A 13,493-nucleotide genomic window follows, 5' to 3' on the forward strand; every position below is an offset into this window, starting at 1 on the left:
AGTGAATTTACAGATGTAAATTGTTAATAAACACCAATATTCAACCATTACCTAACCTTAAGGGATTGATGGTTTATAAGGGGAGTGATGAATGTTATTTCTTGTTCATCGCACTGGGGAAGGCTCCAATATTCATAATGGTTTCACCGGTGTTGATAGGTGGGGTGCCAATCATATATAATATCATTCCGTCCTGGGAGGCTGTGATGTCCTCTAATTTTTTGCCAAAAAAGTCCGTGATATAACCAATATGCTCACCAGTTGTGATAGTATCACCTGCTTTTTTATCCGTATAAAAAAATCCAGTAGACTTACTTTTGGTAGTAGAACGTTTGGCTATGATAACAGGCTTTTTTGCAGTTGTCCGTGTTATGGGCAGCATATCTAAGTGCCCCAAAAGAGAAAAAATCCCCTGGACGATTATATCTGCTTCCTCTTCACCTGGTATACCCAATCGGCCACACTCAATATCCACCGCCGGAATATTACGATGAAAAGCTTCTTGCGAACAATACAAACTTGGTTTTTCAAGTCTTTCTTTTGAAATATTGAAAACAATAGAATAGTCAAATCCCATGGCCAAGGCCATTTCCTGGCCTTTTATGGAAGCTTCTGGAAGTGCATCGGATTGGTACCAAGCGTTGTATGGCCTTAAATCCTCAGGAGCATCTCCTGCATGCATATCAACAAAAAAGTTGGATTTGGCAATAATCTCCCTGGTAAGAATGTGGGCCATTTTCTCCGTAATGGAACCCTCCTTTTTTCCTGGAAACGAGCGATTTAAATTCTTATTATCAATTGGATTAACAAAGGGACTTCTGTCCAAAAATGCCGGTACATTTGCTATTTGCACCAAAATAATTGTACCGCTTAAACTTTGCGGATCAACTTTTTGATTTAGGTGTTGCGCAGCAAGGATAGGTGGGTATTCATAACCATGTATCCCCGCAGTAATACCCAAAACCGGTCCTGGTTTTGAACCGTGGAACACCGTAATTGGAATAAATGTACTGTCTTTGCCATCAGTAACGGGAATCTTGAAATGTTTTTTAGTACTTGGTTCTACCTCGGTTTTATGGAAGGAAAAAGACTGCTGTCCAGTGGACTGCCAACAAATGGATAAAAAAATTAAAAGTATCGCAAGAAAACGCATGTTTTTATTTTTTGCGAAGATACCTCATTAAGTTTTTGAAATGCACTTGCCTAGGCCAAGCTTGTTATTTAAAAGTTTTGGTAAATCCTTTCTTTTCAATCCCATTTCAAATATGAGTGGCACTATCGCTTCTTGTAAAGAAGTAATTCCCATAAAGGAACAAATCTTCTTGTAACCGTTCATGTATACATTTAGCAATTGGCACAGATCCCCTTGACAATGGTCTGCACTTGGTTTGTCTGGAACCCCTTGGGAACAATAGGTTGTATGGGGATCGATTCCTCCATACAGTATACTGTTTCACAACATTCACATACGAAATGGGCGTGTCCATTGCCTTTCATAGGGGATTCTCCAAACGCATATTTGGCCATTCCGGAATGGTCGTCAATACGGTGGATAATACCCGCTTGCTCAAAGCTTGCCAAGTTTCGGTACAAGGTAGACTTATCTAGTTCTTCCACAAATGCCGCTTGTAAATCGTTATAGGATTGTGCGTGTTCCATATTTATGAAATGTTGGATCAATGCAATACGCACCTTGGTCTTTTTTAATCCTTTCTGTTTCAAGAGTCGTTCGTAGCCTTCTTTTTTCATCCCTAGGTAGCTTTATTTGAAACTTATGGCATCGGCATCTTCGATCCGATAGTAACAGGCGTTCGGATTATTCTCGTTCAAATACAATATCCCTTCTACCGAGAGCAATTCGTCCATCACAAAGGATGGTTTTTCGACAAACTTTAAATCCAATACCGTTTCTGGGCCTCCATTACCACAGAAAAAACAGGAAGCCATTGGATTTTTAGAGAGGAGATATATGGATTGTTGACTATCCAAGACCAACAGATACCCCGTGATTACAACTTTTTTTCCTTCCAAAGCCTTCATTTTAGGTGAGAAGTTTGCCTCTTGGAAAGCTGGAAAGATATTTTCCGGTGAGGGCACTTCCCAAGAAATTCCCTCAGAGAGGTCGGACCAACCTAAAACAGTCTGTGCATTGGTATCCAACCCTATCCAGCACCCTACTATGAAAAGAAATATTCGCATTTTTTTAGTTCACCAATTGGCCCTTGGCCTCTTTTAAGATGTAATTACAATGGTTCACATTATTGACATTCAATTCAAGTATCCCCATAACTTTAACTATTTGGTCAGTCTTAAATGACGGTTTTTCTTTAAAAGCGACTTCAACAATGGTCTCCGGTCCGGCTGCTCCACAGAAAAAACAAGAAGCCATAGGGTTTTGGGATACCAAAAACACTTCGCCGCTTCCGGAAATATCCAAAAAATAGCCTTTTATACCAACTTGTTTGCCCTGATAGGATTGTATCTTCTCGCCAAACTTGGGCATCAAAAAATTTACATCGTACTTCTTGTTATACACGGGTTCAAAACTGACATCGGCAAAATCCTCCCAAGTCAATTGCTCCTGTGCCTTGACTAAAAAGCATGAAAAAGTTACTAGTAAAATTACGAAAATCGAATTACGCATCTGACAGTGTTTTGGCAACGTTTAACTTGAATATAGAACAAGATGCAAATAAAGTGGCCATAAGAGCTATAGCAAGAGTAAGAGCCAACAACAATAATTCCACCATGTCCGGCCCAGGGACTTGTAAAGCATAACCATAAGAGTTTTGTGTATAGTGCGAAAGGCCCCAAATACCCAAACGCCCTACCAACCATCCCGATAAAAAGCCGATGATGGCCAAAAAACCTCCTTCCAAAAGGGCTAACCATAGTAGTTGCCCTGTTCGTAACCCATAAATCCTGAGTAATGCAAGCTCTTGCCTTCTTTCACGAATGGTCTTTAAAAGGCTTATAAATATGCTTAGTCCTGAAACCAATAAGATAACCAAAGCTATGCCATTTATGGTCTGCACTCCGGAACCTAAAAGACCTATTAGGCGTTGCACCTCAAAACCGGGTAAGGCAGCCTGCATAGAAGTATTTTCATTAATAAATCTGGGTAGTTGTACCATGCCCAAAGGACTTTTGAACTTGATCAGTAATGACGTTATCTCTTTTTCGACATCATGTTCCTTAAGAACTTCAGCTTCTTCTGTACGATCGTCATCCTCTTCATGATGTTCATCTTCTCCGTGATCATGGGCTTCCCAGATGCTTTCAAGAGGCGTAATCAGTAATTGATCCACCACCGTTCCCGTAGATTTCAATATCCCTTTTATGAGAAACGGGTGTTCTTCATGCGCTTCGTTACTTGAGGAGGCCAATCCATGGGAACTTATGAAATTGTCTCCCACTTTAAGACCCAGCTTCTGGGCAACAGTACTCCCTGCAACCACTTCAAAGGGTTTTTTATAGAGCTTTCCATCTACTAATTGAGCATTATATTGGTCAAGATACCCAACCTCCGTACCCAAAATCCGATAGCCTTTGTAATTATCTCCATATGAAACAGGAATTGCAGTTTGGATGAAAGGATGTTTTTGGAGTGTAGCGACTTCCTTCAACTTAATATTTCCCGTAGGCGCATCTACATGAAGTACGGATGATAAAACAAGTTGCAGGGGACTTCCCTTTGCGCCTACGACCATATCAAAAGGAGCTATGTTCTTGTTCAATTGTCCGCCCAGCTGTTTGCTTAATTGTAGGACAAAAGTGACCAATGATACGCTCAACAACAGCAACAGTAGGCTCAAAAGGAGGTTGAGTGGTTTAGAAACCATATTCCTATAGGCAAGATAGCTGAGTTTCATAACATCACTTGGTTTTGAAAATGTGACATGACCCGGAGGTCATGTGTAATGATCAAAAGGCTGCTTTTGCAAATTTCGGCCTCTTCCTTAAGCAAGTCAATGACCTTTACACAATTCACGTCGTCCAAATTGGAAGTAGGCTCATCGGCCAGGATAATCTTAGGTCTGTGAATCAAACCCAGTGCAATGGAAAGTCGCTGCTGTTGTCCCTGGCTCAATGTCGCGACCTTTTCATCAAGATAGTCCTTGAGCCCCAATCTTTCTGTAAGTTCATGTCTTCTTTGCGTATCATTTGTGTTTTTGGGGAAGCTCTGCCTTAGGCGAAGATTGTCAGAAACATTTAATGATTTAATAAAGTAATACTGTTGAAAAACTAAACCGATGTAATTACCTCTAAATTTGTCCATCTCCTTGCGGGTCAAGGAATTCAACTCCGTTCCGGCAACGGATATTATACCGCGCAATGGCGGCAAAAGCCCCGCTAAAAGATATAAAAGGGTCGTCTTTCCCACACCAGATGGTCCAATCACCAGCAAGTGTTTCCCTGGGGAGACCTCAATATTTGGAAATTTGAGTTCCTCCCCATTTTCGTAGGCGTACGCCAAATTGAGGGTTTTGACCATTTGAATGTTTTCACAAAAATACAAATAAAAATAAATGCAACTTAGTTGCATTTAAAAATTTAACCTACTTTTGCATTCCATTAAAGAAAAAATTAAAAAAGACATGGATACCCTGTGGTTACGTTCAAAATCTGATTTAATCGGCGCTTTTGCAAGTGGACTATGCCTAGTACACTGTTTGGCCACTCCAGTTTTTTTTATAGCACATGCTAACATGGGGCTTCATGCGAAGGTCCATCCGTCTTGGTGGGGTTTTATGGACATTGCCTTTCTACTACTCTCATTTCTTGCGGTTTACTGGTCGGCGAAGAAGACCTCAAAAAAGTGGATTGCCTATACCTTTTGGATTCTCTGGGGCTTGTTGACTATATTCATTGCAAATGAAAAACTGGTTCTTTGGCATCTGGCCGAGGAGATCGTTTATCTTCCTACTGTGGGCTTGATTTTACTTCACTTTTATAACCGACGCTATTGTCACTGTGAAGATTCAAATTGTTGTACAGAGCACTGACAATAATGGCAATTGCTTGATGGCGAGATTTCTTCAGGATGTACTTTTGACCATGATGAGTAGTTCTGCAACAGATGTTGATCCACATCTGAGAATGAAAAGCGGATACACTACTCGTATGACGAAAGACCAATGATCTCACCATTTGGCCCTACAAAAAAAGTGTATTTGTCACGAGCATAGTTCTCGTTTTCCAACTCATATCCTTCTGCTTTCAACTTGTCGCCGATTGTAACGATATCATTGACCTTAAGCATAAAGTGGTTGTGGTTGGTATTTCCAACAGGACCTATAGTATGTATAAATTCCGGTGCTGTGACGGACAGACCAATTGTTAGGTCGTTGGCCTTTAGTTTCATGACCAACATTCCTTCAAGACCTGGACCGTGTAGGACCTCGGCGTTGTCCAATTTAAAACCGAGAATCTCGCGGTATAACTTCAGGGTTTTCTCCAGTTCCAGTACATGCACGCTGATGTATCTTAAGCCTGTGACCCTTGCTTGAGTATTACTTTCTTCATCTGAGCTGGGCAAATCCGTATCTTGGGTATAACTGTAGTTTGTACATGAAAGGATAAATACTGCCAGGATGCAGTATCTCCAAATTGGGCTAGACTTCGTGTGGTTTTCAATATCCATGGTGTGATAGATTTAATTCATAATTTAAATTTTGGAAAAACTAGAATAAAGCCTTTTGTGCTGGATTAAGGGAATCTATTTTCCGTATTCGGATGTCCTTAAAAAATAGCTCTGCAGCCTCACTTTGCAATTGAATCTTACCCTTTGTCATAGGAACGTTTTTACCATTTTCTCCAACGTACCTGGAGTTCTTTAGTATCATTACGACTTTACCATTTACCATATGGAGGCTGTTCCCTTCGAAGCAAAACAGATCAAGTGTAGTCCATTCATCGTTAGGACTTTCATAATTACCGCTCCGCAAACAATAGTTTCTATAGGGACTACCCATGCCTATGGGAATATAATCTTGAGATTCATGGGCCATCGGATCTAAAACAGATTCAGGTTTATAGGCCCTAACATCCATTACCGAATTGGCTTGACTCCAAAAGTCCCCGGTATGTCCTTCCATTATCTGAAATTCTTGCGAAAGCATCCATGATCGCCAATATTCAACGGCCATAGGTCCAATGGAGTGATAAAGAATACCAGAATCCCTGAGTAAATTTTTTCTGTACGCCCACTTCTTATTTCCCCATTTATATTTTAGTTGGAAATGGTAATTTTCGTATTCCTCTTTGGTAATCAAACATCCGTAATATTCACCACTATTTCTAATTACCGTATCCTCACCATCTTGAAAGGTTGTGAAAACGTCATATGAAGGATTGTTCAATCCAATCGGCTGAATTAATTCACCGTCCATAGTTTTAGGTGGAGTTCCATCGTAACCTTCAGGGTGTTGGAAACTTAAATAAGTATCCCATTTTGATAAGTTATCGTCAATTAAATCTTCCCATTTATAGTTTTCATGCTTACCTAAACGTTGTCCATTTTTAACTTGGGAACAGGAAACAGTAAACAAAAGAATAGTGAAAACTATTTTATTGAAGTACATATGATTAGCATTCTTTTGGTCAAATTCTAATTTTCCTTTACTGTTTGGCGACATCAAATAATGGTATGGCGGCAATGCTGAATTGAAAAGGAGATAAAATTTCAATAACGCCTTTGAAAAACAGACGTTTATGAATCATAAAGCAATTGTACAAAATCTATCTACATTTAAAGATGTAGATGTAAAATTTAAGCGTATTGTTCAGTTTTTGTACAGTTCAATGGCACAATTTGGCCGGTAAGTAATTGGATTGGGATGCAAAATTTAAGGAAATTGTCAGGGCGGGAGTTAGAATGGTTTTTAACAACTTATTTATTTCCCGATACAGTATCTTCTTTTCCCCGTAAACATTGGGGTAGGGGCGTTGGAGGTGGAAAATAGGTGAACACTTTTGTTTTCTTTTGGTAGGATAATGGTTTCCATCATTATTTGATATTGTTTTGTGAACGATGTTTCGATGCTATTATATCTTTTACAGAACGTTTGCTAGTCCCACTAGTTAAGCCTTTTTGAATTTCTTCTCTTAGCTTTCGAAGTACCTCTTTTTCAGTATTTGTAGCATTTCTATCTTCCATTGCTTGATAATTTACTGTAATATAATATCACTATCAATATTCAATTTTTGATGTAAGGCCTTGGCAACATTTAAAGTAATCTCTCTTTTTCCGTTTAGATAATCGCTGATTCTTGAAGCACTTGTATCCAATAGTGCAGCTAAATCTTTTCGTTTTAGACCCATCTCGAACATCCGTAGCTCAATCATTTCCTGCAAGGTTGGTAAACCGATAGGGAAATGTATTTCTTCATACTGCTCAATAATATCGGTAATCTCAAGAAATTCTTTTGCTAAAGGGTCATCAGTTGGGGTATTATCATCCACGACATCTATCAACTCTTCTAAGCGAAGATTCGCTTTTACATATGCTGTATGTGTTATTAATTTTCCCATAATCTTATAACGTATCTATATTCTTTATTTTGTCGTAATCTCGATGATTGCCGACCCATCGTATTAATACCATTTTGAACTTAAATCGTACTATAGCAACAACCCTGTAATGGTTTCCCTTGACATTAAAAACGAACCTGCCATTTCCAACGCTGTCAGCTGAATTGAAAGTATTCTTTAAATCGGCAAAACTATCCCATTCAGCTTTATTTGCTTTTTTATACCAATCCTGTAAGGCCACTTTAGCATTGGTTTCTTTCGAAAAATACTCCTTTAGCTTTTTAAATGAAATGACATGCACTGAACTAACTATATTAAATTAGAATGTAAAGATACGAAAAAATTACATATTTGGTAATTTAATTACATTTTAGAAAACAGTTGTCGTAATTAGAAAGCAAAAAGTATCCCATAAAAGGTGAATATACAGGACAATTAAAAGAGACCACGATTAAGACACTCGGGGAATAAGTCTTTTGAATTAATAAAGTAGTCCTATAAATGGGCCTTTTTATGGGGCTCGAAAAGCTTATCATCAGTTTGTTTTATCTTATTCCATATTCGAATAATCCCAATCCACTATCTTGTTTTCATACATGGCATCCAGTCCCAATTGAACGCAAACAGCGGTCTGGGACCTACTTTCAATTCCTGAAATTGAATATTGTCTTTAAGGCATTGGTCTGTCCTTGAATGGTGTAGGTATTATAGATTAAATCTACCTGTCCATTCTGGGATACCAACTGGGCCTTCAATGAGGTACAAAATGTTAATGAGACCAATAGGATGAGAAGACCGTATAAGTAAAAGACCTTTCTGTCCTTATGGTTGCATTGATATTCAGAGTGTGTTGGGTAAACTGTCTGCATGACTTGGTTTTTTATTTTTGATAAATACTAAGGGAATCAAAGATTCCTTTGATATAGCCAATTCCAAATAGGTTACCATATATCCCATATCCAGGTCTACTATTGGATTCCCAGGCCATGGTGGGTACATGGTCGCTTCTTAACGGACCATCATAATGAATGCTTTGGTAGATTTTGAACACTTTTGGCATATCCGTAGGTCCATTGTCATGAAAGGTCTCTACAAACCTGTTTCGATTGCCTTTAACATCCCGAATATGGATGAAATGGATTTTATTTTGCCCTCCCCACTCCTTTATAAGTTCCTCAATATCTTCGCCCATGGTTGTTTAGGTGCCCTTGCAGAAGATGAGGCTCTTGGATTGGGATTTATCACGATAACGCGGAAGATAAATTGCGATTGCTGTATTCCTTTTCTAGTTTGCAAGCCAGCATGTTTCCTCCTTCAGTGACTTGGATCGGGTTTAATCGAGGAATGATATTTTCAAGCCATCGATTAATCCAGAAAGCTGTAAACCGCAATGTCGGCTATTCTTGGAAAGGTATCTTCTATCTAAATCCAGGCTGGATACTTTTTATCACTAAACTCATCGCAGATACGACTGAACGGCTTCAATATGCTAGACATATTTAAATTTATACTCGTTTATTTTCTATATTCCAAAACTTTGATCACCGTTTTTCCAGAATAAGGTTTTTCCGGCGTTTGTAGGCTGAAATACGTGCGCTTATTGGCCGGTGACCATTTACAATTGTCACAAGATACTTTTGCACTCAATGCAACATTGATCTTTTGAGCTTCATTTTCAGGGTTTGCCGTGGCTACTTTGAGAATGCCCTGATCATATTCCCGATAATCAAGCAACATCATCGACTTCCGGTCTACTTCAATACTTAGTGAATCATTCAGTGCCATTTTTCCAGGTTGGTAAAATATCAAATGGTATTGCTTTTGCGGTTTATGATGAACAGCCTGAATAGACTTCTTATTGGACAGCACGGCTATGTTATCAATTGATTTAGCATAGTGCTGCATTTTCGAAGATGAAATAGCTGGAACAATTATATAGCTTAGTGAACCGTTGTTTTTTTGATTATTGCCTAATTCAACTCCAATGGTAAACACGTTTTTTACTACCGATTTATCTGTCGATTTATTAATTGTATTCCAGTTGCCCATTTTATTTTCCCCGGACACTGTTATTTTGTGGCTACCACTAAAAAAATACCCGATGGAATCATGATGTACCCAATTCAATTTTCCACTAATGGGCCTTTTAAGAACGTTTATCTGGCTATTCGCAGACGTTAATATTTCGCCTTTTGACAAACACTGGTTAACGGTTTGTAATAATGGAAAAGTACCGGAATAATCAATCCCTGAAACCAAATGTACGATTTCGCGATCAAAGAAAAACCAGGCCCTTTTAGCCTTTAAATCGCCTTTGGTGTAGTCATAGGCTGCAAAACCCTGCGCTCCATTTGATACCCCTCCAACAAAGGAGGTAGTATTGATCGCTTCATACCACCAATTTAGTACAGGAAGGCCAGTTGTATCTTGCACACTTAAGAGCCCGGGAAGCTTTTTCCAATTCCAAATCGGGAAAATGCTATCATACTCGTCACCCCTCCTAAAAATGAAGTTCACCCCGTTTCCTAAGTAATAACCTTTAAGGTTTTCGCCGTTTCCTGCTTCGCTCCAGTTTATTCTTTCAGAGGCCATTTTCACTGAAGCATAATACCCTGGTTTTTTGTGCGTCATAAAATCGGAATGCCAGAAGTGCCTGTTTCCTGTACTTTTTACCAGCCGGGACCCGGAATTATAATCTTGAATAAACGTCAAAAACTCTTGCTTTCGCTCGGAAAGGTGTGCCATTAGCTCAGCTGCCAGCACAATTGCTTTACTACTATAGTAAGGTCTTGCTAATTCACGACCCATGGCGCTGTAATCCGGACGGTTCTTGTACATCATCCATTGCTGGCCATCCAAAATAAAGTTTGAAATAATTTGAATCTTCTCCTTTTCAAACTCGAATTGAGTGTCCTTTGCCAAAAACGCAAGTTGGGCAATAAATAGGGTAAAAACCCTACCGTATCCGTAACTGTAAAGCTGTTCACCATGCTGATGGAAACTATTGTCGTATTGAATTCCTTCTTTCTTGTTATAGGTTATTTCACTTTTTATTTCCTCAAAAGCACGTTCCAGGCCTTGCATATCATTAAGAAGGACAGAGAGGTGTATGTGTACATTGGCGAGCCAAAGTAAATTTTGCCCTGTCGCCGGTCCATGATAATCATAAAACTGGTCTTTTATGCCAACTCGCATCATATCCACAACAGCTCTCACCATATTTTCGGGTAATTCGCCCTGTCTAAACAGTACCAATACCCTTCCCATATAGGTAGGTATACCTATCGCATTCCACCAATAATTAGTGCTTTTTGGCTTGTTATCAATCCAGTATTCAATACCCGCCTTTATATAATGCAGGTATGTTTCTGCCGTTGATTTGTTCTCTATATTATTCGCATAGCATACCGAAAGCTTGTACAATCTTCGCCAATGCTCTGCTGGCGCCCACCACGATGCGGAGTTATTCTGATAATCAATGTCTTTCCATGTTCCGTTTTGTGGTGCAAAACGACCCATTATACTATCCAACGAAAGCGTTGTTTTCAGTTCCTGGCGGATAATCTCTTCTGCCGAAAACTTGTAAAGCCTTTCGCGTATTGTGTCTAAATCTACCGTATGTATCTTTTGAATTTGTTTAAGCTGGTCACCATGTCCTTGACCAATACAATTACAAAATACCAATGACAAGAGTAAAGACAAATGCCCAAGTATTCTCAGCTTATTATAACCATTCGTTTTCATATTTAAGGTTATCATCATCGTTTATGAAATATAAAACAGTAACTGAATGTGGATTAGTCGCTATTTTTATATTGTCTTTACCCCAATAAATTTGTGAAATATTCACGTTATGCTCTGCGTGAGTCGGATCGTTCTTTGCAAACACCTTCGCCATTGAGCTCCACTTTCGTAACAATATTTTCTAAATCGACCTTTCCAAAATCAGCGATGAATTCAATCTGATCGCTTAGGCTCCTGTTTATAGCGTGGATAAAAATCTTTTCCTCCCTTGCTCAGAATGACCATTATCGTATTGAGTAAAACCGGTGCCAACTGTAATCAAAAATATCAAGGAGAAAGTGAATGACTTTTTAGCTTTTTACGGAGTATATTCATTTCGATAGCAATTAATTTTAGAAGCCTGATGTATTTCATAAGTTGGTATACCCTAAAGTGAAACTTAAACAAGTTTTAAAAACAACTTCATGCTTTTAATGAATGTACAATTCCCTTTATATAGCCAATCCCGAATAGATTACCATAAATCCCATATCCTGGCCTTTCATTGGTTTCTCCTTCCATCGTAGGAACATGGTCGCTTCTCAAATAGCCATTAAATCCACTAGTACGATAAGCTTTCAATACTTTGGGCATATCAGTTGGGCCATTGTCGTGAAACGTTTCCACGAATCTGTTTCTATTTCCATTAACGTCACGTATATGAACAAAATGGATTTTATCTTCCGAACCCCATTCTTGAATAAGGTTTAGTATATCCTCACCCATTGTGACATAGGTTCCTTGGCAAAAAGTAAGACCATGTGATGGACTGGTTGATAAAGACAAGGCTTTTCTTATGGCATCACTATCTATAAAGATTCTCGCTACCCCTTGGATGGAACTTACCGGTGGATCGTCTGGGTGCAGCGCCATTTTGATACCTTCGGATTCCGCAACAGGTATAACCTTACTTATAAAGTATTCATAATTATCCCATAACTTGTCGGCAGAAATTTGGTTTTCCCTATCCAATGGTAGTCTATCAATATATTCTTTATCAAAGGCGGTTACAAGAGCATTACCTCTTCCCTTTTGGTCGGTATGGGTCCTGTACCATCCGGCGACCATAAAATTATAGCAAAGTAAGTTGATATTCAATTTGCCCATATTCACTAACATCTGACAATAATTGTCTATATCTTCGTTCCTACCATTTAACCCTAATTTGATTCTGCTCATATCAAATTGATCACCTTCCAAACCTATCAATTCCAGACCTTCATCCTTAAATATTTGAACAGATTTCTCTAGGGATGCATAATGATAAGGTGCCATTCTTCCAGTAAGATCCGGTGCCAATTTTGCAATAGCATGGTTAATGCCCATCTGTTTGACCAGATTCCACTTGTAGTCTGGGGTGCTTCCAAAAAATAAAAAGCCTAATTTCATTTACCTAAGCATTTTGGTGTGTGGTCATGCAACAATTAGTTAAAAATAACCTCCCTTGTCCGTAATATCCTTTACACTTTGGCCTTCCCTGACCCAGCCGAAGATCTTCTTCTCGTTCTCCTTGATTTCTTCGGCCCGGATCAAAACGTCATAGGCAACATCCCTGGGCACGACCAGAACACCATCCACATCTCCTAGCACGATATCCCCTGGTTTCACAATGGCGTTTCCAATTTCAATGGCTATTTGGTAGTGGGTAATCAGACACCTACCAAGACTGCCATTGGACGAACGATATTTGTAGAAAACCGGAAAATCGGCCTCCAGAATCTGATGGGTGTCCCTTATGCCTCCATCCAAACAGGCCGCTCTTATTCCCTTTCCCCTGGCCGTGGCCGTCATCACACCACCCCATGATGTGGAGTTCTCATCATTGCTGGTGTCCCAAACTACAAAGGCATTTTCGTGCATTTCATCAAGCATTTGGGTGCGGTATTCCATCTCACCGCTAACCTTGGTATTGGGCGCACTCTTTACCGTAAAGGCAAGACCGGCCACGGTCCTATATTCACGTAGGGGCACTATATGGTTGGGCAAAGCCTGATTCATCAAACAGAATTCACGGAGCACATCGTTAATGGCCCCAGTGTAGAGCTGTTCATAGCGCGACAAGAGCTCATCATCAGGAATCGGGAACTTCTTTTTTGATATGCCCTCCCGCATCTCAATCAGCTTGTCCAGCTTCATCATGCTCACTTCCTTTTTATATTGATCTGCACTCATTTTGT

General features: G+C 39.4%; 17 protein-coding genes. 1 reads left to right on the forward strand and 16 read right to left on the reverse strand.

The annotated features are described in order from the left end of the window. Nucleotides 1–94: 94 nt before the first annotated feature. From D7Z94_RS24765 to D7Z94_RS24790, 6 genes are all read right to left on the reverse strand, one after another. A complete protein-coding gene (locus D7Z94_RS24765; protein ID WP_120714334.1) occupies nt 95–1,153 on the reverse strand; it encodes a succinylglutamate desuccinylase/aspartoacylase family protein in 1,059 nt (352 codons plus the stop codon). A gap of 191 nt (nt 1,154–1,344) precedes the next feature. Then, nucleotides 1,345–1,749 carry a Fur family transcriptional regulator gene (locus D7Z94_RS24770; protein ID WP_120714335.1) on the reverse strand — a complete coding sequence of 135 codons (405 nt, stop codon included), beginning with the start codon at nt 1,747–1,749 and terminating at the stop codon, nt 1,345–1,347. Between the two features lie 12 nt (nt 1,750–1,761). After that, complete coding sequence (locus D7Z94_RS24775; RefSeq protein ID WP_120714336.1) at nt 1,762–2,199, reverse strand: DUF3299 domain-containing protein; 438 nt, start codon at nt 2,197–2,199, stop codon at nt 1,762–1,764. A 4-nt stretch (nt 2,200–2,203) separates the two neighbouring features. After that, the gene (locus D7Z94_RS24780; RefSeq protein ID WP_120714337.1) at nt 2,204–2,644 is read right to left on the reverse strand and encodes a hypothetical protein; all 441 of its coding nucleotides are present in this window, start codon (nt 2,642–2,644) and stop codon (nt 2,204–2,206) included. After that, nucleotides 2,637–3,872 (reverse strand): ABC transporter permease, encoded by a 1,236-nt coding sequence (locus D7Z94_RS24785; RefSeq protein ID WP_120714338.1) that lies wholly within the window; start codon nt 3,870–3,872, stop codon nt 2,637–2,639. The genes D7Z94_RS24780 and D7Z94_RS24785 overlap by 8 nt, the downstream gene beginning before the upstream one ends. Beyond that, nucleotides 3,869–4,495, reverse strand: coding sequence for an ATP-binding cassette domain-containing protein (locus D7Z94_RS24790; RefSeq protein ID WP_245967302.1), 627 nt, complete (start codon nt 4,493–4,495; stop codon nt 3,869–3,871). The genes D7Z94_RS24785 and D7Z94_RS24790 overlap by 4 nt, the downstream gene beginning before the upstream one ends. A gap of 103 nt (nt 4,496–4,598) precedes the next feature. Between D7Z94_RS24790 and D7Z94_RS24795 the strand changes: the two genes are divergently transcribed. Then, complete coding sequence (locus D7Z94_RS24795) at nt 4,599–5,006, forward strand: MerC domain-containing protein (protein ID WP_120714340.1); 408 nt, start codon at nt 4,599–4,601, stop codon at nt 5,004–5,006. A gap of 110 nt (nt 5,007–5,116) precedes the next feature. On the opposite strand, the gene D7Z94_RS24800 is transcribed toward D7Z94_RS24795, so the two are convergent. From D7Z94_RS24800 to D7Z94_RS24840, 10 genes are all read right to left on the reverse strand, one after another. Further along, the gene (locus tag D7Z94_RS24800; protein ID WP_120714341.1) at nt 5,117–5,644 is read right to left on the reverse strand and encodes a VOC family protein; all 528 of its coding nucleotides are present in this window, start codon (nt 5,642–5,644) and stop codon (nt 5,117–5,119) included. A gap of 40 nt (nt 5,645–5,684) precedes the next feature. Next, nucleotides 5,685–6,584, reverse strand: a complete 900-nt coding sequence (locus D7Z94_RS24805; protein ID WP_158594724.1) for a 3-keto-disaccharide hydrolase — start codon at nt 6,582–6,584, stop codon at nt 5,685–5,687. A 425-nt stretch (nt 6,585–7,009) separates the two neighbouring features. Continuing rightward, complete coding sequence (locus D7Z94_RS25725) at nt 7,010–7,159, reverse strand: hypothetical protein (RefSeq protein WP_158594725.1); 150 nt, start codon at nt 7,157–7,159, stop codon at nt 7,010–7,012. Nucleotides 7,160–7,170: 11 nt separating this feature from the next. Beyond that, complete coding sequence (locus tag D7Z94_RS24810; RefSeq protein ID WP_120714343.1) at nt 7,171–7,533, reverse strand: helix-turn-helix domain-containing protein; 363 nt, start codon at nt 7,531–7,533, stop codon at nt 7,171–7,173. 4 nt (nt 7,534–7,537) lie between these two features. Continuing rightward, nucleotides 7,538–7,834, reverse strand: a complete 297-nt coding sequence (locus tag D7Z94_RS24815) for a type II toxin-antitoxin system HigB family toxin (protein ID WP_120714344.1) — start codon at nt 7,832–7,834, stop codon at nt 7,538–7,540. Between the two features lie 343 nt (nt 7,835–8,177). Continuing rightward, on the reverse strand, nt 8,178–8,402 hold the full coding sequence (locus tag D7Z94_RS25570; RefSeq protein WP_147416001.1) for a hypothetical protein: 225 nt from the start codon (nt 8,400–8,402) through the stop codon (nt 8,178–8,180). Between the two features lie 11 nt (nt 8,403–8,413). After that, complete coding sequence (locus tag D7Z94_RS24820) at nt 8,414–8,725, reverse strand: mannonate dehydratase (protein WP_120714345.1); 312 nt, start codon at nt 8,723–8,725, stop codon at nt 8,414–8,416. Nucleotides 8,726–9,048: 323 nt separating this feature from the next. Beyond that, nucleotides 9,049–11,277 (reverse strand): polysaccharide lyase family 8 super-sandwich domain-containing protein, encoded by a 2,229-nt coding sequence (locus D7Z94_RS24830; RefSeq protein WP_158594726.1) that lies wholly within the window; start codon nt 11,275–11,277, stop codon nt 9,049–9,051. Between the two features lie 462 nt (nt 11,278–11,739). Next, the gene (locus D7Z94_RS24835) at nt 11,740–12,705 is read right to left on the reverse strand and encodes a mannonate dehydratase (RefSeq protein WP_120714348.1); all 966 of its coding nucleotides are present in this window, start codon (nt 12,703–12,705) and stop codon (nt 11,740–11,742) included. A gap of 39 nt (nt 12,706–12,744) precedes the next feature. Continuing rightward, entirely contained in the window at nt 12,745–13,488 is a 744-nt protein-coding gene (locus D7Z94_RS24840) for an RraA family protein (protein WP_120714349.1), read from the reverse strand. Nucleotides 13,489–13,493 lie beyond the last annotated feature (5 nt).

It is taken from the genome of Ulvibacterium marinum, from assembly GCF_003626755.1.
GTDB lineage: Bacteria > Bacteroidota > Bacteroidia > Flavobacteriales > Flavobacteriaceae > Ulvibacterium > Ulvibacterium marinum.